Source organism: Flavobacterium sp. ASW18X, from assembly GCF_005144745.1.
Classification (GTDB): Bacteria; Bacteroidota; Bacteroidia; order Flavobacteriales; family Flavobacteriaceae; genus Croceivirga.
Window position 1 is genome coordinate 317,517 of sequence record NZ_SWKK01000003.1, and the last position, 23,861, is coordinate 341,377.

Sequence of the window (23,861 nt, forward strand, 5' to 3'; positions counted from 1 at the left end):
AGAGGGTTTGCCCTAAGTAATTTAATCGCATACATGTTACATCAATTTAAGATAGAAAATTTCAATACCCTGAGTGGTGCTACGCAAGACATTCAATTGTCTTATCAGCTTTTTGGTAAAGAATTGCACACGGCCCCAATTGTGATGGTGAATCATGCATTGACGGGTAACTCAAATGTTACCGGAGACGACGGCTGGTGGTCAGAAATTATTGGAGAAGGAAAATGTATAGATATCCAAATTTATACCGTGCTGGCATTTAACATTCCGGGTAATGGGTTTGATGGCTTTGTCATAGAAAATTATAAAGATTTTGTGGCTGGCGATATGGCACGTATTTTTCTAAAAGGATTAGAATTACTTAAGGTAAACCACTTACATGCTTTGGTAGGTGGTTCTTTGGGTGGCGGCATTGCATGGGAAATGATTGCGTTAAAACCTGATATTGCCGATAATTTAATACCGGTGGCATCCGATTGGAAATCTACGGATTGGTTAATTGCCAACTGCCAAATTCAGGAACAGTTTTTGGTTAATTCCAAGAATCCAGTGCATGACGCTCGTATGCATGCCATGTTGTGTTACCGTACACCAGAGTCTTTTAAAGAACGCTTTAAAAGAAGTACCAATGAGGAGCTCAATGTGTTCAATGTAGAAAGTTGGTTAATGCACCACGGTAAAAAGTTGCAAGAACGCTTTCAACTATCAGCATATAAGCTGATGAACCAACTACTCAAGACTATTGATATAACTCGCAATGGTGAAGCCATTTTTACCAAGATTGAAGAAAGCAACATACGCATACACATCATTGGGGTAAATTCTGATTTGTTTTTTACCGCTGAAGAAAACAAGGAAACGTACAAAAGATTGGCTCAAAGTAGTAGCAATGTTACCTACGGTGAGGTACAATCGTTGCACGGGCATGATGCATTTTTAATAGAATTTAAACAATTAGAAAATTTAATACGCCCGGTATTTGAGCAGCAACGTGTTCAATCTGGATTAAAGGTTTTAAAATTTGGTGGTCGTTCTTTGGCCAATGGTAAAGGTTTAAATGCGGTTCTGGACATACTAGCCCAAAGGGTTGCGGCTGGCGAACGTTTGGCGGTTGTACTTTCTGCTAGAGAAAAAGCTACGGACACCTTGGAGCGCATGTTAGAAAAAGCCGCTTCCGGAGGGGATTATAGCGTAGATCTACAAAGCTTTGCCCTTTACCAACAGGCAGGTTTGGCCCAAGTAGATATGAGTCAAGAACTTTCGGTATTGGAAAGCAAATTAAATGGTGTTGCCCTTTTGGGCGATTATAGTGCTAAAACCAAAGATGAGGTATTGTCTTTTGGCGAGCTTATTTCAGGGCAATTGGTGAGCCGATTGTTAAAGGAAAAGGGTATTAACGCGGTATTTATAGATTCGCGCCAGCTCATAAAAACAGATAATGCTTTTGGAGAAGCAAAGGTAGACGAAGGTTTGTCCAAGATCAAAGTGGTTGAAAAATTTGCCCAATTAGAACCAGATGCAGTGCCAATTATTACGGGCTTTATTGCCTCTAATGAAAAAGGGGAAACTACTACTTTAGGTAGAAATGGTAGTAACTACACGGCATCTCTATTCGCCAATTTTTTAGATGCAGAGGAATTACTGAATTATACACATGTAGACGGAATTTTTACCGCAAACCCAGATGTGGTTACAGATGCCAAAATCATAGATTCACTTTCATTTGCAGAGGCAAATGAGCTAGCCAATTTTGGGGCTAATATTCTACATGCAAAGACCATAATTCCGCTTTTAGAAAAGAATATTCCCTTACGTATTTTAAATACGTTCAATCCAAAATCTAACGGTACATTGATTAGTGCTGATGGTGGCAAACAAGGTATTACCTCTTTGAGTGTAATGGAAAATATGGCATTGATTAACCTAGAAGGTCGTGGTTTGCTAGGTAAAGCGGGTGTAGATGCGCGTATTTTTAATGCCTTGGGCCGCAGAAATATAAGTGTAGGTATCATATCTCAAGGTTCCTCAGAAAGAGGTATTGGTTTGGTGGTAAATGCCAAGCGCGCTTTGGATGCCAAAAAAGCGCTTGAAGATGAATTTGCAAATGATTTTGGTTCTAAAGACGTTAACAGTATTTCGGTAAATAAAGAAGTAGTGGTAATTTCTGTGGTGGGGCAAGATTTGAGCTCTTTTCACGAACCGTTTAATGCGCTGATAAAGAATAAGGTCGTACCTATTTTATTCAACAATACGGTATCTGGTAAAAACATCAGTTTGGTGTTCCATAAACAAGATTTACACAAAGCCGCCAACGTTATGCATGGGCAAATTTTTGGTATCGCAAAGCGAATTAACCTTGCCATTTTTGGAGTAGGTACGGTAGGTGGCACGCTTATAGACCAAATTTTGGCTTCTAAAGAAAGCATTGTAGATAGAAAAGGGATAGAGGTAAATATTTTCGCTGTTGCTAATTCTAAAAAAGTGTTGTTAAATAGAAAAGGTGTTGGTGCCCAATGGAAGCAGAATCTCCTAGGGCAAGGAGGAACCTATAATTTAGACACGCTTATAAAGTTTGCACAAGAAAATCACTTAGAAAACTTAATCGCAGTGGATAACACGGCGAATGCGGAATTTGTGAAACACTACAGTAAACTTATTAAGGGCGGGTTCGATTTGGTATCGTCTAATAAAATAGCCAATACGCTTGATTATCAGTTTTATAAGGATGTTAGAAAGGAGTTGAATGCCAACCGCAAACAGTATTTGTACGAGACAAACGTGGGGGCAGGCTTACCTTTGATAGACACCATTAAATTGTTGCATTTATCAGGAGAGAATATTACCCGCATAAAAGGGGTGTTCTCAGGTTCTTTAAGTTACATATTTAATACGTTTTCTGTAGCCGATGTGCCTTTTTCTAAAGTTGTATTAGAAGCAAAAGAAAAAGGATACACGGAGCCAGACCCTAGAGAGGATTTATCTGGGAACGATGTAGGTAGAAAGTTGTTGATATTGGCTCGCGAGCTAGAGTTAGAGAATGAGTTTTCTGATATAAAAATCAAGAATTTAATTCCAGAGCAATTGAGGAATGTAGACCAGGATACCTTTTTGGAACGTGTTACGGAATTGGATGCCGAATTTAAAGTGGTAAAAGAAAATCAAGATGCAGACCATGTTTTACGTTATGTGGGCGATTTACATGGCGATTTGCAACAAGATAAAGGAGTGTTAGAAGTAAAATTAATTTCTGTGCCAAAGTCAAGTGCTTTAGGACAAATAAGTGGTTCGGATTCCATTATTGAAATTTATACGGAATCCTATGGTGAGAACCCAATTACCATACAAGGTGCCGGCGCGGGTGCTGCGGTAACCGCACGTGGCGTATTTGGAGATATTTTGCGCATAGCAGAGAAAGGCTAGTTTTTTTAAAGAAAAGGAGAATGGAGAATAAGTTTGAAACCAATGCAATAAGAAATCAACTGGAACGGTCGCAATACCTAGAGCATTCCGTGCCCATGTATGTTACCTCTAGTTTTGTTTTTGATGATGCTGAAGATATGCGTGCTTCTTTTGCCGAAGAAAAGGATAGAAACATTTATTCGCGCTACAGCAATCCTAATAACAATGAATTTGTGGCAAAGATTTGTGAGATGGAAGGTGCTGAGGCTGGTTTTGCATTTGCCTCTGGTATGGCTGCGGTTTTTTCCACGTTTGCGGCTTTGTTAGAAAGCGGAGACCACATTGTTGCCTCCAAAAGTATTTTTGGTTCTACACTTAATTTATTCAATTCGTTCTTACCCAAGTGGAACATAGAAACCAGTTATTTTGGTGTTAATGAGGTAGACCAAATTGAAAGTCTTATCACAGAAAAAACCAAAATATTGTATGCCGAATCACCTACCAATCCTGGGGTGGATATTGTGGATTTGGAAGTGCTTGGAACAATAGCTAAAAAACATAATCTAATATTGATTATAGACAACTGTTTTGCTTCGCCCTATTTACAGCAGCCCATGAAATTTGGGGCCGATTTGGTCATTCATTCGGCTACTAAATTAATAGATGGTCAAGGAAGGGTTTTGGGCGGAATTACCGTAGGTAAGGCAGATTTAGTCGATAAGGTGTATCGTTTTTCTAGAATTACGGGGCCGGCACTTTCGCCCTTTAATGCTTGGGTGCTTTCCAAAAGTTTAGAAACCTTGGCGGTACGTGTAGATAGGCATTGTGATAATGCCCTAAAGCTTGCAGAATATTTAGAAACACACTCCAAGATTAATTGGGTCAAATATCCTTTTTTAAAATCGCATCCAAAGTATGAAGTAGCCCTTAAGCAAATGAAAGCTGGTGGTTGTGTGGTAGCTTTTGAAGTCAAGGGCGGATTGGAAGCAGGCAGAAAATTCTTTGATTCCATTAAATTATTGTCGTTATCTGCCAATTTAGGCGATGCCCGTAGTATTGTAACACATCCAGCTTCTACAACGCATAGTAAATTAACGCCAGAGCAGCGGTTAGAAGCAGGTATAACAGAAGGTACGGTAAGGGTGTCGGTAGGGTTGGAACATATAGATGATATTATTACTGATATAAGCCAAGCATTGGGATAAGCATTTTCACTATATTCGTGTTATGCTGTCCAAGAAAACCAAATACGGATTAAAGGCGTTGGCCTATCTGGCACAACAAGAGGGTAAAACCCCGGTGCAAATTGCAGAAATTGCTAAAGAAGAGAATATTTCCCAAAAGTTTTTAGAAAGTATTCTATTGTCTTTAAGGCGTAATGGATTTTTGGGTTCTAAAAAAGGAAAAGGCGGGGGCTATTATCTCATAAAAGAGCCCAAAGACATACCTATGACCACCGTTATGCGGGTCTTGGAAGGACCTATTGCCATGGTGCCCTGTGTAAGCTTAAATTTTTATGAATCTTGTGATGATTGCCCAGATGAAGCTACATGTTCCGTACATAAATTAATGCTTCAAGTTAGGGATAGTGCTTTGGATGTTTACAGAAATAACACCTTGGCAGACTTGCTATAAGGTAGATTTCGCCTTAAATTTTCTTAAAAATAGCACCAAAATTTTAATAATCTACTAAAATAGTAGGGTAAACGTGAAATTTAACCCTATTCTGCATTTTGGTTTAAAAAATTACCCTATGTTTGTATTCTCTAGTAAATAGATAGGATAATAAGATTATGATTGCAGATCAACTTGTTGTGGATTCCAAAAAAGAGAAAAGTACCTATGCTAAGGACAAAAATGCGGAGAGTCCAAAGCGCAGTATCGCTAAAAGTATAAGCTGGCGTATTGTAGGTACAATAGATACGGTAATTATTTCTTGGATAGTTACCGGTACGTTAACCTTAGCCTTTTCTATTGGTTTAATAGAGTTGGTAACCAAAATGGTACTATACTTTTTTCACGAACGTATTTGGAACAGCATAAGTTGGGGTAAAAAATAGTAAGCTATGTCAGAAGATCAATTACCAAAATGGAATGCGCAATTAAAAGGTATTCCGCCACAAGAAATCATAGCGTGGGCATTGCAGCACGGAGACAAACCTGTATTAACCACCAATTTTAGACCATATGAGGTAGCCATATTACACGCTGTAACAGACGTGGCTCCTAATATTCCTGTAATTTGGTGCGACACAGGTTATAACACACCTAACACATACAAGCACGCAGAAGAGTTAATTGAGCGTTTAAAACTAAACGTAAAATTATATGTGCCAAAACAAACCGTAGCACATAGAGATGCCGTTATGGGTATTCCGCAAATAGATGACCCAAAACATAAATTATTTACGGAGCAAGTAAAACTAGAACCTTTTCAAAGGGCGATGGCAGAGCATAAACCAGACGTGTGGTTTACCAACTTAAGAAAGGGGCAAACCGCACTTAGAGACTCTTTGGATATTTTAAGTTTGAGCAAAGATGGGGTTCTAAAAGTGAGTCCTTTTTATAACTATAGCGATGCTCAATTAGATGCTTATTTAAAACAACACAATTTACCGAACGAACATAAGTATTTTGATCCTACAAAGGTGTTAGAAAACCGTGAGTGTGGATTGCATACCTAATAAATGAACAGAAAGAACGCCAACTAGGTTGGTTAAATAAAAATATGACCTTGGATACAGTAACAAAAGAAATTTCGGCAACGGATTCGCAAGTATTGGGCGCAACAGGAGATGTGGCGAATGCATTGGAAAACGAAGCTATCTATATTATAAGGGAAGTGGCAGCACAGTTTGAGAAACCAGTGCTGTTATTTTCTGGAGGTAAAGACTCTATAACTCTAGTGCGCTTGGCGCAAAAGGCGTTTTGGCCTGCAAAAATTCCGTTCCCATTAATGCACATAGATACGGGGCATAACTTTCCGGAAACCATTGAATTTAGAGATAGGTTGGTAGAAGAATTGGGCTTGGAATTGATAGTGCGTAACGTACAAGATTCCATAGACCAAGGAAAGGTAAAGGAAGAAACGGGTAAATATGCTAGTAGAAACATGCTGCAGACCACTACTTTATTAGATGCTATAGAAGAGTTTAAGTTTGATGCGTGTATTGGTGGTGCTCGTAGGGACGAAGAAAAAGCACGAGCTAAAGAGCGTATTTTTTCTGTGCGAGATGATTTTGGGCAATGGGATGAAAAGAACCAACGTCCAGAATTGTTTGATATGTTGAATGGCCAAATAGAATTGGGGCAGAACGTACGTGTGTTTCCAATAAGTAACTGGACAGAGCTAGACGTATGGAGCTATATTGAAAGGGAGCAAATAGAAATACCTTCTATCTATTTTGCACACCAACGTAAAATTTTCTTGAGAGATGGTCTAATCTGGTCCGCAGAAGATGATGTTGTGTTTAGGGCAGAAGATGAGGTGGTAGAAGAACGTACCGTACGCTTTAGAACGGTAGGAGATATGTCTTGTACCGCCGCCGTAGAATCCAATGCAGATACTATAGCAAAAGTAGTGGCAGAAATTAGAGAATCATCTATTTCTGAACGTGGTGCCCGTATAGATGATAAGCGTTCTGAGGCCGCCATGGAGAAACGTAAACAACAAGGATATTTTTAATCTAGTTGATGGCCGTTGGTTGTTCGTCGCTACATTTTTACGAATACCACCAACAACTATGAACTAACAACGATAAACGAAATTGAAAGTTTTAAAATTAGCAACAGCAGGGAGTGTGGACGATGGTAAAAGTACCTTGATAGGACGTTTGCTATATGACACAAAATCTTTGACTACAGATAAATTAGAAGCCATAGAAAAAACCAGCAAACAACGTGGTTATGACTATTTGGATTTTTCTTTGGCAACGGACGGTCTGGTGGCAGAGCGTGAGCAAGGTATAACTATAGATGTTGCCCATATTTATTTTTCTACACCAACCAAGAGTTACATTATAGCAGATACTCCAGGGCACGTAGAATATACTCGGAACATGGTTACCGGTGCTTCTACCTCGCAGGCGGCAATTATTTTGATTGATGCACGTAAAGGGGTTATTGAGCAAACCTACAGACACTTTTTCATCAATAACATGCTTCGTATTAAGGATGTCATCGTAGCTATCAATAAAATGGATTTGGTAGATTATGCAGAGGATACCTTTAACGCAATCAAAGCAGATTTTGAGGAATTAATGGCGAAGCGCGATTACCAAGACCAGAACATCACTTTTATTCCAGTAAGTGCATTAAAAGGAGATAACGTGGTTAACAAATCTGATGCAATGCCTTGGTACCAAGGGCAAACATTGCTACAGCATTTAGAAGAATTAGATTTAAAAGATATCTACAATACGGGTACGCCTCGTTTTCCAGTACAATATGTAATTCGTCCTAAAACAGACGATTATCATGATTTTCGTGGTTTTGCCGGTAAAGTGTACGGTGGCGAATTAAGTGTAGGGGACGAGGTGGTTGCCTTACCGTCACAAACACGTTCTAAAATCAAGGAAATTTATTTTCACGATAAAAAGTTCCAAACGGCATCTAGAAGGTCTTCGGTAACCATTACGCTAGAAGATGAGATTAATGTGAGTAGAGGAGATATGTTGGTTAAGGCAGATGATTTGCCTCAGATAGAAAAGCAATTTACCGCAACGGTATCTTGGATGGATTCTGACCAACTTACTCCAGGTAAAAAATATGTGGTACAGCATGGGGTTAATAAGGTGTTGGCTAAAGTAGATGCTATTCATCATAAAATTAAACCAGACTATACGGGCATAGATGAGGAAGCAACTAGTTTGGGTATGAATGATATTGCAAAAGTGAGCTTTAAATTGAACAAGCCTATCTTTTACGATGCATTTAAAGACCATAGAACCAACGGTTCTTTTATATTGATAGATGCACAGTCTAACGCCACAGCTGGTGTTGGCTTTATAGAATAAAATGAAGTTCTGGAGCGTAAGGTTCCAGAATTTTTTAGACCAATAACCTATAAAATCTATAGGAAATATAAATTATTTAAAATACCACTTCCTCAACTGAGTTTTCCGCTCTTTAGAGAGAGGTTTAAAGAGGATAGTAAAAGTTTAATTTAAAATTACCGTAAAGTGCTCCTTCCCTTGGGGGAGGTCGGGGTGTGGCAATGCAAAGTTTTAGAACCGAAATAGAAAATCCAGTAGTAGAAAAGGATATTATTGAATTGGAGAAGAAGATTCGCCAATTTAAAGAAGGTAAGGTAGACGAGGAGCGCTTCCGTAGTCTTAGATTGGCCCGTGGGGTATATGGTCAAAGACAGCCGGGCGTGCAGATGATTCGTATAAAACTACCTTACGGCAAGGTTACTGCTAACCAATTGCTACGTATCTGTGATGTTTCGGACGAATTTTCTACAGGCCGTTTACATATCACCACAAGACAAGACATTCAAATTCATTATGTGGATTTGGAGCGTACTCCAGAATTGTGGGCGCAGCTAGAAAAAGACGATGTTACCCTTAGAGAAGCTTGTGGTAATACGGTACGTAACGTAACTGCTAGCGAAACTGCTGGGATAGATTTAGAAGAACCTTTTGATGTTTCGCCATATGCACATGCTGTTTTTCAGTATTTTCTTAGAAACCCTATTGGGCAAGAAATGGGGCGTAAGTTCAAAGTTTCTTTTTCCGCTTCGGAGGCAGATACGGGCTTGTCTTACATGCACGATTTAGGTTTCATAGCCAAAATAGAGAATGGTGTAAAAGGTTTCAAGGTAATGTTGGCCGGCGGTTTGGGTTCCCAACCAAGGCATGCAGACGAATTGTATAGCTTTTTGACATCAGACCAAATAATTCCTTTAATGGAACAGGTTATTCGCGTCTTTGATAGATACGGGGAGCGTAAAAGTAGGGCCAAGGCAAGAATGAAGTTTTTGCTGAAAGACATCGGTTTAGATGCTTTTAAAGAATTACTAGAGCAAGAAAAAACAGCGGTACCACACCAAACCTACCCCATTGATGCTGAGTCGTATCCAAAGGTAAACATCGCGCAGCCAAAAATTCCGACGGTAGAAATTAAAGAAACTTTAGCCTACGAGTTGTGGAAAAGCACTAACGTAATTCCACAAAAGCAAGAAGGCTATGTTGCTATTGGTATTAAGGTTTTGTTGGGCGATTTCTATACGGACAAAGCAAGACAATTAGCGCATCTCGTAAAAGAATATGCAGCGGGTGAGTTACGCTTATCGCTACGTCAAAATATCTTAATTCCTTATGTTAAGGAGGAGCTGGTTCCTTACTTCTATCAAGAGTTAGAAAAACTTGGTTTTGTAGAAGCAGGATATAACAAAGCTTTGGACATTACGGCTTGCCCAGGTACGGATACGTGTAATTTGGGTATTGCCAGTAGTACCGGGATAGCAGTAGAACTAGAACGTGTAATTAAAGCAGAATACCCATCGTACATCAATAATCCAGATGTGGTAATTAAAATTAGTGGATGTATGAATGCCTGTGGGCAACACAATATGGCGCACATCGGCTTTCAGGGGATGAGTGTACGTACCAAGGATAAATTAGTGGCACCGGCATTACAGGTATTGCTAGGTGGTGGCAACCACGGTAATGGTAACGGAACGTTTGCAGATAAAGTGGTTAAAGTACCGTCTAAAAGAGGGCCGCAGGCATTGCGCTTAATCTTAGATGATTATGAAGCTAACGGACAAGGTAAATCTTTTGATGCCTATTATGCGGAAAAAGGTCAGCTGTACTTCTACGACTTTCTTAAAGAGTTAACAGATGTAGATAACCTTACCGCAGAAGATTTTATAGACTGGGGAAATACAGAAAAATATAAAAAAGAGATTGGTGTAGGGGAATGTGCAGGGGTTATCGTGGATTTGGTAGCTACGCTATTCTTTGAAAGCCAAGAAAAAATTGATAATGCTGCAGAAGCACTAGAGCAAGGTAAGTGGGCGGCAAGTATTTATTATAGCTATCAGTCTATGGTAAATTCTGCAAAGGCCTTATTGACATCAGAAAAGACAAAGGTGAATACCCACAACAGTATCATTAAAGATTTTGATGCCTTGTTTGTTGCAACTAATAGAATAGATTTTGAAGGTGGTTTTAGTGATTTGGTGTTACAATTAAACCAAAACGAACCTACTGAAACATTTGCCAAAAGTTATTTAGAAGATGCCAAGAAAGTATTGGCCAAACTAGAAGCATTTAGAAATCTAGAATTACAAGAAGCCTAAAAAATGAATCATAGTAACAATCATACAGCAAACACTACTCCATTTTCAGGGCCATTTGGGACCGCTGGTAAGCTTACTGTGGTAGGGGCCGGACCAGGAGACGCAGACCTCTTTACACTTAAAGGTATAAAAGCCTTAAAAAGTGCGGACGTAGTTCTGTTTGATGCCCTAGTGAACCCTGATTTATTGGAGTACGCCCCGCAAGCAGAACAAATTTTTGTAGGGAAACGCAAAGGTTGTTACAGCTATCAGCAAGAACAAATAAATGAGCTCATTGTTCAACGTGGCCAAGAAGGAAAGCACGTAGTACGTCTTAAAGGTGGCGACCCATTTGTATTTGGTCGTGGAGCCGAAGAGATGGAATATGCGGCTGGCTTTGGTTTAGAGGTGGCTATGGTACCCGGTATTTCTTCCTCGGTATCCGTTCCCGCCTATCAAAATATTCCAGTAACTAAAAGAGGCGCGGCAGAAAGTTTTTGGGTAATTACGGGTACAACCAAGGAGCATAAATTGTCTAAAGATGTAGCACTAGCGGCAAAATCATCTGCAACAGTGGTAATTTTAATGGGCATGAGCAAATTGGGCGAAATCATGGCGTTATTTCAACAAGAAGGTAAATCAGAAACTCCAGTTGCCATTATCCAAAATGGTACTAGAAAAGATGAAAAAATAGGTATTGGCACTGTTGCTTCCATAGAGTCCAAGGCAAAGGAGCAGCAGCTGTCCAATCCTGCAATTATTATTATAGGTGATGTGGTGGCGCATAGAGAGCGTATCTTAGCAGTACAACAAGAACAAAACGTACAAGCCTAATGGAACGCAATAACCTTTATCCCATTTTTCTAAAAACCTCTCAGTTAGAAGTGCTTATCATTGGTGGTGGATTTGTAGCCGAAGAAAAGTTGCATTTTTTAACCAAGTCTAGTCCAGATGCAAAAGTAACTATGGTGTCTCCAATGTTTAGAGAAGCCACTACTGAATTGGCCAATGCATTTAATGTGACCATGATAACCGATGTTTATCATCCTAAATATTTGGAAGGTAAACATATGGTGGTGGCAACTACAGATGTACCTGAAGTGAATATACAGGTTTATAACGATTGCAGGGCGCAGAGTAAATTGGTGAATGTAGCGGACAACCCACCATTGTGTGATTTCTACATGGGCGGTATTGTTACCAAAGGGAACGTAAAAGTTGCTATTTCTACCAATGGAAAGTCGCCTACCACCGCAAAACGTTTACGTCAGTTTTTTGAGGAGGTAATTCCAGAAGACATAGACCAAATGGTAAAGAACCTAAATGAGTATAGAAAAACCATTAAGGGTGATTTTGAGGAGAAAGTAGACCAGATGAATCAGATTACGGAGAAGCTGGTCAATAAAAAATAAAAGGCCGTGCGTAATGGCGGTAAAATAAAAAGAATTAGAAAAAGAAAATTAAAATAGATTGAAATTCCCGCGCTAGCGGAAATACAAAAGTAGATAACATGATAAAGACGGATATACTTATTATTGGTGCAGGACCAACAGGATTGTTCACTGTTTTTGAAGCAGGATTGTTAAAGCTTAAATGCCATATTATAGATGCATTGCCACAACCGGGTGGGCAATGTTCGGAGATTTATCCTAAAAAACCTATTTATGATATTCCTGCTTATCCAGAAATTTTAGCGGGTGATTTGGTAGATCGCTTAATGGAGCAAATAAAACCTTTTGAGCCAGGATTTACCTTAGGGGAACGTGCGGAGACTTTAGACAAGCAAGAAGACGGTTCTTTTATTGTTACTACTAACTTAGGAACGCAACACCATGCACCAGTGGTGGTAATTGCCGGTGGTTTGGGTTCTTTTGAGCCAAGAAAACCGCAAATTCCAAATTTGGATATCTATGAAACCAAAGGTGTGGAATACATGATAAAAGACCCAGAAGTGTACCGCGATAAAAAAGTGGTAATTGCTGGTGGTGGAGATTCTGCCCTAGATTGGTCTATTTTCTTGGCAGATGTAGCCTCAGAGGTACATTTGGTACACCGTAGAAACGAATTCCGTGGCGCTTTAGACTCCGTTGAGAAAGCAAGAGAATTAGCGCAGGTTGGTAAAATTAAGTTACACACCAAGGCAGAGGTAAAAGAACTGCATGGTGCAGATACTATAGAAGCGGTAGTTATTAAATCTACAGAAGAAGGAGTAGAGCCTAAGTATGTAGAAACCGATTATTTTATTCCGTTGTTTGGTCTGTCTCCTAAATTAGGGCCTATAGGTAGCTGGGGCTTAGAGATAGAAAAGAACGCTATTAAAGTGAACAATGCCAAAGATTACCAAACCAATATACCGGGTGTGTTTGCCATTGGTGATGTAAATACGTACGAAGGTAAACTAAAACTAATCTTATCGGGCTTTCATGAAGCAGCGGTAATGTGTCAATATGCCTATCAAATTATAAATCCGGATAAACGATTTGTAATGAAGTATACCACGGTTGGCGGGGTAGAAGGATTTGATGGATCCAAGAAAGAAGCCAAAAAAGAGGTGGTGCAAAGTATCGTCTAAAATCTTAGATGAGTTTGAGTTAGCGAGCCTCCTTACCAAGGGAGGCTTTTTTGTGATAAAAGAAACGGTTTTTTTGTATTTAATCCGTAAGGGCCTTTTCTTTGCACGCAGTTCATTAAAAATAATGTAGGTTATCAAGAAAGGTGGAGGGAATAGACCCGTTGAAACCTTAGCAACCCTTGCTTTAACTAGTATAAGCAATGAAGGTGCTACATTCTACTTCATATTTAGATAGATTCAACTCTGTTGAAAATCGTTAAAGCCTTTATGAAGAAGGATAACAAAAACAACAGTCTTTTGTGTACCCTTGTAACTTTGCTAACCTACTAAAATAATACGTCGCCAATATTGGTGACCTTTGTAGTTATGAAGATTGAAGAAGTTTTAAAGGAGCGCATATTAGTTTTGGATGGTGCTATGGGTACCATGTTACAACGCTATAAGTTTACCGAAGAGGATTTTAGGGGAGAGCGTTTTAAAGACTGGCCAAGTCCTTTACAAGGAAATAACGATTTATTATCCATAACCCAACCCGAAGCTATTGCCACGGTGCATGCCAAGTATTTTGCAGCTGGTGCGGATATAGTAGAAACCAATACTTTTTCTGGCACTACCATTGCTATGGAAGATTATGGCATGCAAGATTTGGTGTACGAACTTAATTACGAGTCGGCCAAAATAGCCAAGCGTGTTGCGGAAGAATTTACTGCCAAAGAGCCACAAAAGCCAAGGTTTGTGGCTGGTAGTATTGGCCCAACCAACAAAACGGCCAGTATGAGCCCAGATGTTAACGACCCTGGATTTAGAGCTATTTCTTTTGATGAGTTGCGCGTGGCATACAAACAACAAGTAGAGGCATTGTTAGATGGTGGTGCCGATTTACTTTTGGTAGAAACCATTTTTGATACCCTAAATGCAAAAGCAGCGCTTTTTGCCATAGAAGAGGTAAAAGAAGAGCGCAACATAGAAGTGCCCATCATGGTCAGCGGTACTATTACAGATGCTTCTGGTAGAACCTTATCTGGACAAACCGCGGAAGCATTTTTGATTTCAATTTCGCATTTACCCATACTTAGTGTTGGTTTCAACTGTGCTTTGGGTGCCAAGCAGTTAACGCCCCATTTAGAGGTAATTTCCGCAAAGTCAGAATTTTTTACCTCTGCACACCCTAATGCTGGTCTACCAAATGCTTTTGGAGAGTATGATGAGACGCCAGAAGAAATGGCCGCACAGATAAAAGAATATTTAGATAAAAACTTAGTGAATATTGTGGGTGGGTGCTGTGGAACTACGCCAGAACATATTAGCGCGATAGCAAAATTGGCAGCTGGCTATGCGCCTCGCCCGTTGTTCGTTAATCGTTAATCGTAGCTCGAAAGGATGGATTACAAAGAATTGGATGTTTGGGTGCAAGCTAGAGAATTAGTTAAGAAAATATACTTGCTTTCTAAGGATTTTCCTGATGATGAAAGTTATGGGCTTACTTCTCAAATTAGTAGATGTGCCGTTTCGGTTTCCTCAAATATAGCCGAGGGTTGTGTAAGACAGACTGCAAAGGACACGATTAATTTCTTGAGTATCGCCAGAGGTTCTTTGTTTGAGTTAGAAACTCAAACAATTTTAGCATCAGATTTAGAATATCTTTCGCACGATGAAAGTGAAATCTTAGGTGAAATTGAACGAGTAAAAAAATTACTCAATGGATTTATTAATTACCATAGAAAGTTATGAGTTTGCCAAACGAACAACATAAAACGAATAACGACCAACGCTTTCTTAGGTTATCAGGCCTAGAACCTTTGGTCATAACCCCAGAAAGTAATTTTATAAATGTAGGGGAGCGCACCAATGTGGCTGGTTCTAAGCGTTTTTTGCGTTTAATAAAAGAAGAAAAGTTCGAAGAAGCTTTGGATGTTGCCAGGCATCAGGTAGAAGGAGGCGCACAGATAATAGATATTAACATGGATGACGGTCTTATTGATGGTAAGGCTGCCATGGTAAAGTACCTGAATTTAATAATCGCCGAGCCAGATATTGCCCGTGTGCCTATAATGATAGATAGTTCTAAATGGGAAATTATAGAGGCCGGTTTGCAAGTGGTGCAAGGTAAATGTGTCGTCAATTCCATTAGCTTAAAAGAAGGGGAGGCAGAGTTTATACACCACGCCAAATTGATTAAGAGATACGGTGCGGCCGTGATTGTCATGGCATTTGATGAGGTTGGGCAGGCAGATACGTATGAAAGACGAATAGAAATAGCAGAACGTTCGTACCGAATTTTGGTAGATAAAGTAAAATTTGCTCCAGAAGACATCATTTTCGATTTAAATATTTTTCCTGTAGCCACGGGAATGGAAGAACACCGAAAAAACGCAATCGATTTTATCGAGGCTACACGTTGGGTGCGCCAAAACTTGCCGTATTGTAGTGTAAGCGGTGGGGTAAGCAACGTTTCCTTCTCGTTTAGGGGTAATAATCCCGTTAGGGAAGCCATGCATTCTGTGTTTTTATACCATGCTATCAAGGCAGGGATGAATATAGGTATTGTAAACCCAACTATGTTAGAGGTTTATGATGATATCCCTAAAGATCTTTTAAAACACGTTGAGGATGTGATTTTAGATAGAAGGGACGATGCTACAGAGCGGTTATTGGAGTTTGCAGAAACCTTTCAAGGAAAAACCAAAGAAAGCACGGTAGATTTATCGTGGCGAGAAGAGCCATTGCAAGACCGTATTACCAGAGCCTTGGTAAAAGGTATTGACCAATATATAATTGAAGATGTAGAAGAGGCCAGACAACAGGCAGCAAAACCATTGCACGTTATTGAAGGCAATTTAATGACCGGTATGAATGTGGTGGGCGACTTGTTCGGAAGCGGTAAAATGTTCTTGCCGCAGGTAGTAAAATCTGCTCGGGTAATGAAAAAAGCGGTTGCCTATTTAGAGCCTTATATAGAAGAATCAAAAAAAGCCCCCCAAACCCCAAAGGGGGAGTCGCACTGGAAAACTGCAAATCCTGTTTTGTATGGTGCTTTAAAAGAATACGCTAAGAAAATGCGTAATCAACCAACTAAAGCAGAGGCCTTGCTGTGGAATGCGTTGAGTAATAAGAATTTGGATGGTTTTAAATTTAGGCGACAACATATTATTGGTGAATTTATAGCAGATTTTATCTGCCTAAAACGCAATTTGATTGTTGAAGTAGATGGATTTCATCATCAATTACCAGAGAATAAAAAAACAGATTTAGAGAGAACAAATTGGTTAGAAGAGCAGGGCTATAAAGTAATACGATTTACTAATGATGAAGTGTTATCGGGAATTGATAATGTATTAGATAAAATTTTAACCGAGTTAAAAGCTCCCCCACAGGGGGCGGGGGGGGCTCCGGCTGGTAAGATTTTAATGGCCACGGTAAAAGGCGATGTGCACGATATTGGTAAAAATATCGTATCAGTGGTATTGGCTTGTAACAATTATGAGATTGTAGATTTAGGAGTGATGGTACCGCCAGAGGTAATTATCAATCGTGCTATAGAAGAACAGGTAGATGTTATTGGTCTTAGCGGATTAATTACGCCTTCTTTGGATGAGATGGTTTTCTTGGCTAAAGAAATGGAGCGCCAAAACTTTAATGTACCCTTATTGATAGGTGGGGCAACTACCAGTAAAGCACATACCGCAGTTAAAATAGACCCGGTGTATAAACATGCCGTTGTGCACGTAAATGATGCATCTAGAGCGGTAACCGTGGTGGGCGATTTACTTCAAAAAGAATCTTCAGATACCTATAAAAAATCGGTAAAGCTAGATTACGAGAGCTTTAGGGAAAAGTTTTTGAATCGTTCCAAGCATAAAGAATTTCTGACTTTGGAACAGGCTAGAGCTAATAAACTAAAAATCGATTTTAAGCCAGAAGACATTGTAGAACCAAAGGTTCTAGGAACTACGGTTTTAGAAGATTTTGATTTGCGAGAGCTAGTAGACTTTATAGACTGGACACCGTTTTTTAGAAGTTGGGATTTACATGGTAAATATCCAGACATTTTAGAAGATAAGGTGGTTGGTGCACAAGCAACGGAATTGTTTTCAGATGCGCAGAAAATGCTCGTAGAAATAGTAGAACAAGAATTGCTAAAGGGAAAAGCCACTTTTGGATTGTTTCCTGCCAATCAGATAAACGATGATGACATTGAATTGGGCGTACCAGGTAATGAAACCACTGTTTTTAGAACGCTAAGGCAGCAAACCAAAAAACGAGATGGAGTGCCAAATATCGCGTTAGCAGATTTTATTGCACCAAAGGAAAGTGGATTACAAGATTATATTGGCTGTTTCTGTGTTTCGGCAGGGTTTGGAACCAAAGAATTAGCAGAAAAGTATGAGGTTGCACATGACGACTATTCGAGTATAATGGTCAAGGCATTGGCAGACCGTTTGGCAGAGGCATTTGCAGAATATTTGCACAAAGAGGTGCGTACCAAGTATTGGGGTTACGCTAATGCAGAGAATTTAGACAATACGGAACTAATCAAAGAAAGTTATCGTGGTATACGCCCTGCACCGGGTTACCCTGCCTGTCCAGATCATTTAGAGAAGCTAACCATATGGGAATTGATGCAGGTAAAAGAAACTATTGGTGTGGAATTAACAGATAGTTTGGCCATGTGGCCTGCGGCCAGTGTAAGTGGCTATTATTTTGCGCATCCAGAAGCAAAATACTTTGGTTTAGGAAAGATAAAAGAAGACCAAGTGCACGATTTTGCCAATCGAAAAGGTATAGAAAAGGACATTGCAGAAAGATGGTTGGCCCCTAATATCGCTGAAAGCTAATGGAAAAGTTTATTGAATTGTCTTTAGGTAGTTTTGTTATTAGTCATGGATTTGATAAAAATAACAAAGAGATTGAAGAACACATAGTGGTAGAAGGATTTTCGAAGAAAACAGTTTCCGTTGCAAGAATTAAATCTTTGAGTGAAAAATACATCCTTACTGATTATTTAGATGGTAGGTGGATTTATTGGGAATATGAAGAGGACTATGAAATCATAAAAAATAAGTTGAAATCCTTATGAAGGTAACCGAACACATAGCAAACGCCAAGGGAGAAACGTTATTCAGTTTTGAAATTGTACCTCCGGTAAAAGGGAAAAACATACAAGATTTGTATGATAATATAGACCCGTTAATGGAGTTTAAACCTCCATTTATAGACGTTACTACCTCTAGGGAAGAGTACGTTTACATAGAAAAAAATGGCCTCTTGGAGAAAAAGGTTACACGTATGCGTCCGGGTACCGTTGGTATTTGTGCGTCTTTACAATACAAATACAATGTAGATACCGTGCCCCATGTATTATGTGGCGGTTTTACAAAAGAGGAGACGGAATATATGTTGGTAGATTGCCAATATTTGGGGATAGACAATGTTATGGCGCTACGTGGGGATGCCATGAAAGGAGAGCAATATTTTAGTCCTTGTGAAGGTGGGCATAGCTATGCTAAAGGTTTGGTAGAACAAATTGCAGCTCTAAACCAAGGTAAGTATTTAATTGATGAATTAAAGATGGAGCATACACCAAATTTCTGTATTGGTGTGGCGGGTTATCCAGAAAAACATTTGGAGGCTCCAAGTCTTCAAAATGATTTAAAACGATTAAAAGAAAAGGTAGATGCAGGGGCAGACTATGTGGTAACCCAAATGTTTTTTGATAATAAAAAGTATTTTGAATTTGTAGATGCCGCAAGGGCTATGGGTATTACCATTCCCATAATACCAGGTATAAAGCCATTGGCCGTTCAAAAGCATTTACGTTTGTTGCCACAAGTGTTCTGGGTAAATTTACCAGAAGATTTAATAGATGCGGTAGAGGCTTGCCCAGATAACAAAGCGGTAAGGCAAGTGGGTATAGAATGGGCCATACAGCAATCTAAAGAATTAAAAGATGCTGGCGTTCCTGTATTGCATTATTACTCTATGGGTAAATCTAGCAATATTAAAGCTATTGCGGCCGCCTTGTTTTAATTAACATAACCCTTGTGCATATCTTTGGTAGATTGCCCTAGTATTAAATACCTTTGGGGGCTTATGAAAAAAGCTTGGATACTTTTTTTCTTGGTTTTGCCGTTATGCGCTAGGGCACAGCAAAAACAAGATGCTCCACATTTTGTACTAGAGGCCAATCAGTTTTATGGTTCTGTACTATTACATAATACAGATATTTCGCACTTAATTACCAACCATCCGGGCGGTGTTATTTTAGGATTCAATAGAAAACGCTTTGGCAAACAAAAGTGGGAAGCAGATTTTGGTTATCCAGATACAGGTTTCACCTTTGTGTATCAAGATATGAACAGTGCTACTCTAGGAGAGCATTTTGGGCTCTATGCGCATTACAATTTCTATTTTCTTAAACGCAATTTACAGTTTAGAGTAGCACAGGGCATTAGCTACAATACCAATCCGTACGATAAAGCCAATAACTTTAGGAACAATGCCTACGGTTCTCATTTATTGAGTTCTACAATGGTAATGCTTAATTACAACAAAGAGCGACTTATTGACCGTTTTGGTGTTAAGGCGGGTTTGTCTTTGATCCATTATTCCAATGCTAATTTCAAGGCACCCAACACCTCTACCAATACTTTTGCGTTCAATGTGGGTGTTACGTACGATTTAAATGCAGAAGATAGACCAGATTTTATTACGTATGATAAGGAACCAAAATATACGGAACCAATTAAGTGGAATTTGGTTTTGCGTGGCGGCGTTAATGAGAGCGATGTGGTAAATAGTGGCCAGTATGGTTTTATAATTGCATCGGCATATGCAGACAAACGTCTGGGAAGAAAAAGCGCTATTCAATTTGGGGCAGATGCTTTCTTTTCTAATTTTTTAAAGGAACTTATTGCGTTTCAAGCAACTTCTTTTCCAGAAATGGATGTTCAGGTAGATGATGATTACAAACGTGTAGGATTATATCTGGGGCATGAGCTGTTTGTAAACAAACTAAGTGTGGTTACCCAATTAGGCTATTATGTGTACTATCCTTTTGATTTTGAAGGTAAAGTCTACAATAGAGTAGGTTTAAAACGTTACTTTGGCAATAAGGTTTTTGGTGCAGTTACCTTAAAATCTCATGGTGCGGCCGCAGAGGCGTTGGAATTTGGTGTTGGAGTACGATTATAATTTAGGATGATGAAGACAAGAACATTAATAGTGGTTTTTTATAGTGCGATGGTGCTTATCTTTCTAGGTTGTAATTCACAAGATGCTGCGGATTGTTTTCAAAATGCAGGCGATTTGCAACAGGTTGAAGTTGCTTTGCCCAACTTTACCAAGATAACTGTATTTGAGCAACTGAACTTAGTACTTAAACAAGGGCCAGAACAGAAAGTTGTCATAGAATCAGGGGAATATCTTTTAAATGAAATTTCTGCGGAAGTTGAAGAGGGGCGTTTAATTGTACAGAATGAAAATGGCTGTAACCTGCTTCGGGATTATGGATTGTCTACGGTATATGTTACAGCACCCAATATAGAGGAAATACGAAGCAGCACCGGGCTTACCATTTCTAGTGATGGCGTGTTAAGTTATCCTACGCTACGCTTGGTCTCGGAAAGTTTTAATAATCCAGATACAGAAACTACCGATGGTTCTTTTGAACTCGATTTAAATACCACAACCGTGTCTATAGTGGTAAACGGAATTGCTTACTTCAATCTAAAAGGCAATTCTACCAACCTTGATATCACTGTGGCGGCTGGAGATACGCGTATTGAAGCGCAAGAACTTATAACTACCAATGTAAATCTAAACCATAGGGGTTCCAATGACATTTTGGTAAATCCCCAAGAACGCCTAATTGGGGTTATTAGAGGCTATGGAGATGTACTAAGTTTTAATAGGCCAGAAACGGTTAGGATAACAGAAGAATTTAGAGGTAAACTTATTTTTAAAGACTAGTATGGCTTGGTGGAATACCCTTTTTGGCATTTTTAGCCGTAAAAAACCAGTATCACTGGCTAACTTGGAAGGAAAATCCTATGTAAATTCTGCTTTAGGCAATTTGGTTTTGGAAAATAAAGTGCCAGGTATTTCTGTTACCATACTCAAAGGAGGAAAAGTTTATTTACAGAAAGGCTATACCAATAACAACCTGCAGCAAGAAGCCATTGAGCCCGAGCGTTCGATGTTTAGAATTGCTAGTATTTCTAAATGTATAACGGGATTAGCATTTGGTAAAATGGTAGAGCAAGGCTTGGTTTCTTGGGACGATTCTTTTTACAAGCATGTGCCTGATTATCCTAAAAAAAAATATGACTTTACGCTTAGGCAATTGGCAAGTCACACCGCGGGAATACGTAGTTACAAGGGTAAGGAATATGCTTGGAACAAGCCATGGGAGATAGCAGAGAGTATTACTTTTTTTAAAGACGACCCCTTGGTTTTTGAACCCGGAAAAGGGTATTTGTACAACAGTTTAGATTTTGTTTTACTCGCTATTGCCCTACAAAATGCTGCAAAAATGCCTTTTGAAGAATATGTAAGTAAAGAAATTCTAACTCCGTTAGAAATGCATCAAACTAAATCTCCAAGAAAGGTGGTAGATACTGTGCCGTTTTTTACCCGTTGTGGCATGGGTTTTAGAGCGGCAAGTGAGGTGGATAATTATTACAAACTTGCAGGTGGTGGTTATTTGTCTACGAGTGCGGATATTGCCAAATTGGGACAAGAACTACTGCAGCAAACCATACTGAAACCAGAAACGTATAAAGAATTGCTCACCGCCCAAGTGGTAAATGGAAAAAGCACGTATTACGGATTAGGTTTTCAGGTAAGTCAAGATGTTTTGGGTAGAAATTATGTTGGCCATATTGGCAACAGTGTTGGCGCTTATTCCAATTTATTCGTTTACCCAGAACAGCAACTGGTCGCGGTTTTACTAACCAATTGTACAGACCCCAAGGTGCAACCGTTTTGGGATGATATTTTGACCAAAATAGCCTAATTTATGTATCGGCTTCTGCCGCAAAAGCTTCGCAAAGGTCTAGCGTCTCTTGTACGTCTGCTAGGGTGGTACGTGGATTAATTAAACACATGCGCAACACAATTTGATTGTTTAAAATGGTGGTTACCAATAATGCCTTTTGTGAGCTAACTACCTTCTCAGATATATATTGGTTAAGCTTGTCTAACTTTTTAGCAGAATAATTCTTGCCGATGGGGTTGTACCTAAAATTGATAATAGCTAAGGTTGCCGGGTGTACTATTTCCCACAGACTACTTTTTCGCATCTGTTCTTCTAGCTGTTCTGCCAAGTCCATATTGTACGCAATAGCATCACGAAAGGATTGCAAACCGTAGGTTTTGATAGACATATAGAATTTTAAAGCGCGGAAACGTCTGGTAAGCTGTATGCCTAAATCATAAAAATTAATCTCAGAGGTATTTCCCTCTACATCTCGCAGGTATTCTGGTTTTTCTGTGAAGGTGTGGCTTAAATGTTTGTGATTTCTAACCAATAAACATCCCATTTCATAAGGTTGGTACAACCATTTATGTGGGTCAATGGTAACAGAATCTGCTTTTTCTATGCCTTTTAGCGCCGTTTTACCTTTAGGTGCTAAAATAGCCGCACCGCCATAGGCACCATCAATATGAAACCATATATCTTCTTTCTTGCAAATGGTAGCCAATTCTGTTAATGGGTCTACTGTTCCTGTATTAGTGGTGCCGGCGGTGCCAATTAGGCAAAACGGTTGTAAACCTGCTAAACGGTCTTTGGCAATGGCATTTTTTAGTTTGTTAATTGGGAAGTTAAATTCACTATCCGTAGGTATAATCCGTACTTGTTCTTCGCTAAAACCAATTACGCGAATGGCCTTTATATTAGAACTGTGGGCCTGGTCTGATAAATAAATTACGGCTTTAGAAAAGTCCTTTCCACATTTTATATTACGGGCGGTGGTTAAAGCGGTTAAATTGGCCATAGAACCACCAGAGGTAAAAATTCCACCGCCTTTCTTTTTAGGGAAGCCAAAAATCTTTAACAGCCATTGTATGGTAATAATCTCTAGCTCTGCGGCTGCAGGGGATGCTGACCATCCGCCAGAGAAAACATTAAAACCGGTTGCCAATGCATCTGCCATAACGCTCACATAGTTACTTGGCCCAGGTACAAAAGAATAGGCTTTAGGGTGTGAAAGCAAGGTGCTATTGGCCATAACATTCTTTAAAACAAATTCTAACACCTTTTGTGCGTCCATTCCTTTTTCTGGGGCTTCTTCCAAAAAAATAGAATCCATTTCTGCACGTGTACCTACAGCTACCGGTAGCTTTTTATCTTGGGTCAAATGATGGTCCACAATGGCGTCAACAATTTCATACCCTAAAGATTTCATCTCTTCTTTAGACAGTTCCAAACGTGGATTAGACGTGCTCATGTAATAGAATTTATTTTTTGCAAAGATACCCATCGCCCTAGCCTAATAAAACTTTACTGCAGTATTCTTTTAAAAGAACATAGAAAGATGAGGTTAGCTGATATATATCATATTTTACCTAAGCAAACCCAGATACTTTTACAGCATAATTAAAATA

20 protein-coding genes and 1 riboswitch are annotated in these 23,861 nt (G+C 39.3%); of the genes, 19 read left to right on the forward strand and 1 reads right to left on the reverse strand.

Going from position 1 to position 23,861, the window contains the following annotated elements:
* Positions 1–33 precede the first annotated feature (33 nt).
* From thrA to FBT53_RS02490, 19 genes are all read left to right on the forward strand, one after another.
* Positions 34–3,420, forward strand: coding sequence for a bifunctional aspartate kinase/homoserine dehydrogenase I (gene thrA / locus FBT53_RS02400; RefSeq protein ID WP_136949568.1), 3,387 nt, complete (start codon positions 34–36; stop codon positions 3,418–3,420).
* A 20-nt stretch (positions 3,421–3,440) separates the two neighbouring features.
* Positions 3,441–4,604, forward strand: a complete 1,164-nt coding sequence (locus FBT53_RS02405; protein WP_136949569.1) for a PLP-dependent aspartate aminotransferase family protein — start codon at positions 3,441–3,443, stop codon at positions 4,602–4,604.
* A 22-nt stretch (positions 4,605–4,626) separates the two neighbouring features.
* A complete protein-coding gene (locus FBT53_RS02410; RefSeq protein ID WP_010519083.1) occupies positions 4,627–5,034 on the forward strand; it encodes an Rrf2 family transcriptional regulator in 408 nt (135 codons plus the stop codon).
* Positions 5,035–5,192: 158 nt separating this feature from the next.
* Entirely contained in the window at positions 5,193–5,459 is a 267-nt protein-coding gene (locus FBT53_RS02415) for a DUF2061 domain-containing protein (RefSeq protein ID WP_010519084.1), read from the forward strand.
* Between the two features lie 6 nt (positions 5,460–5,465).
* On the forward strand, positions 5,466–6,083 hold the full coding sequence (locus FBT53_RS02420; protein ID WP_136949570.1) for a phosphoadenosine phosphosulfate reductase family protein: 618 nt from the start codon (positions 5,466–5,468) through the stop codon (positions 6,081–6,083).
* A gap of 44 nt (positions 6,084–6,127) precedes the next feature.
* Positions 6,128–7,084, forward strand: coding sequence for a sulfate adenylyltransferase subunit CysD (cysD, locus tag FBT53_RS02425; RefSeq protein ID WP_010519086.1), 957 nt, complete (start codon positions 6,128–6,130; stop codon positions 7,082–7,084).
* An 82-nt stretch (positions 7,085–7,166) separates the two neighbouring features.
* Positions 7,167–8,414 (forward strand): sulfate adenylyltransferase subunit 1, encoded by a 1,248-nt coding sequence (locus FBT53_RS02430; RefSeq protein WP_080318216.1) that lies wholly within the window; start codon positions 7,167–7,169, stop codon positions 8,412–8,414.
* Positions 8,415–8,614: 200 nt separating this feature from the next.
* On the forward strand, positions 8,615–10,705 hold the full coding sequence (locus tag FBT53_RS02435) for a HEPN domain-containing protein (RefSeq protein ID WP_136949571.1): 2,091 nt from the start codon (positions 8,615–8,617) through the stop codon (positions 10,703–10,705).
* Between the two features lie 3 nt (positions 10,706–10,708).
* Positions 10,709–11,518 (forward strand): uroporphyrinogen-III C-methyltransferase, encoded by an 810-nt coding sequence (gene cobA / locus FBT53_RS02440; RefSeq protein WP_136949572.1) that lies wholly within the window; start codon positions 10,709–10,711, stop codon positions 11,516–11,518.
* The gene (locus FBT53_RS02445; RefSeq protein ID WP_136949573.1) at positions 11,518–12,096 is read left to right on the forward strand and encodes a bifunctional precorrin-2 dehydrogenase/sirohydrochlorin ferrochelatase; all 579 of its coding nucleotides are present in this window, start codon (positions 11,518–11,520) and stop codon (positions 12,094–12,096) included. The genes cobA and FBT53_RS02445 overlap by 1 nt, the downstream gene beginning before the upstream one ends.
* A 98-nt stretch (positions 12,097–12,194) precedes the next feature.
* Complete coding sequence (locus FBT53_RS02450) at positions 12,195–13,256, forward strand: NAD(P)/FAD-dependent oxidoreductase (protein ID WP_136949574.1); 1,062 nt, start codon at positions 12,195–12,197, stop codon at positions 13,254–13,256.
* Between the two features lie 128 nt (positions 13,257–13,384).
* Positions 13,385–13,494, forward strand: a riboswitch (SAM riboswitch).
* A gap of 128 nt (positions 13,495–13,622) precedes the next feature.
* Positions 13,623–14,621, forward strand: coding sequence for a homocysteine S-methyltransferase family protein (locus FBT53_RS02455; protein WP_136949575.1), 999 nt, complete (start codon positions 13,623–13,625; stop codon positions 14,619–14,621).
* Positions 14,622–14,636: 15 nt separating this feature from the next.
* Positions 14,637–14,987 (forward strand): four helix bundle protein, encoded by a 351-nt coding sequence (locus tag FBT53_RS02460; protein ID WP_136949576.1) that lies wholly within the window; start codon positions 14,637–14,639, stop codon positions 14,985–14,987.
* Positions 14,984–18,091, forward strand: coding sequence for a vitamin B12 dependent-methionine synthase activation domain-containing protein (locus FBT53_RS02465; RefSeq protein ID WP_136949577.1), 3,108 nt, complete (start codon positions 14,984–14,986; stop codon positions 18,089–18,091). Before FBT53_RS02460 ends, FBT53_RS02465 begins: the two co-directional genes overlap by 4 nt.
* Positions 18,091–18,333 (forward strand): hypothetical protein, encoded by a 243-nt coding sequence (locus tag FBT53_RS02470; RefSeq protein WP_136949578.1) that lies wholly within the window; start codon positions 18,091–18,093, stop codon positions 18,331–18,333. Before FBT53_RS02465 ends, FBT53_RS02470 begins: the two co-directional genes overlap by 1 nt.
* Positions 18,330–19,283: a methylenetetrahydrofolate reductase [NAD(P)H] gene (gene metF, locus FBT53_RS02475; protein WP_010519095.1), complete on the forward strand. Its 954-nt coding sequence runs from the start codon at positions 18,330–18,332 to the stop codon at positions 19,281–19,283. The genes FBT53_RS02470 and metF overlap by 4 nt, the downstream gene beginning before the upstream one ends.
* A gap of 63 nt (positions 19,284–19,346) precedes the next feature.
* On the forward strand, positions 19,347–20,447 hold the full coding sequence (locus FBT53_RS02480) for an acyloxyacyl hydrolase (protein ID WP_136949579.1): 1,101 nt from the start codon (positions 19,347–19,349) through the stop codon (positions 20,445–20,447).
* A gap of 9 nt (positions 20,448–20,456) precedes the next feature.
* A complete protein-coding gene (locus tag FBT53_RS02485) occupies positions 20,457–21,224 on the forward strand; it encodes a head GIN domain-containing protein (RefSeq protein WP_136949580.1) in 768 nt (255 codons plus the stop codon).
* Position 21,225: 1 nt separating this feature from the next.
* On the forward strand, positions 21,226–22,269 hold the full coding sequence (locus FBT53_RS02490; RefSeq protein WP_136949581.1) for a serine hydrolase: 1,044 nt from the start codon (positions 21,226–21,228) through the stop codon (positions 22,267–22,269).
* A 1-nt stretch (position 22,270) separates the two neighbouring features.
* On the opposite strand, the gene FBT53_RS02495 is transcribed toward FBT53_RS02490, so the two are convergent.
* Positions 22,271–23,704 carry an aminotransferase class V-fold PLP-dependent enzyme gene (locus tag FBT53_RS02495; protein WP_136949582.1) on the reverse strand — a complete coding sequence of 478 codons (1,434 nt, stop codon included), beginning with the start codon at positions 23,702–23,704 and terminating at the stop codon, positions 22,271–22,273.
* Positions 23,705–23,861: the final 157 nt, after the last annotated feature.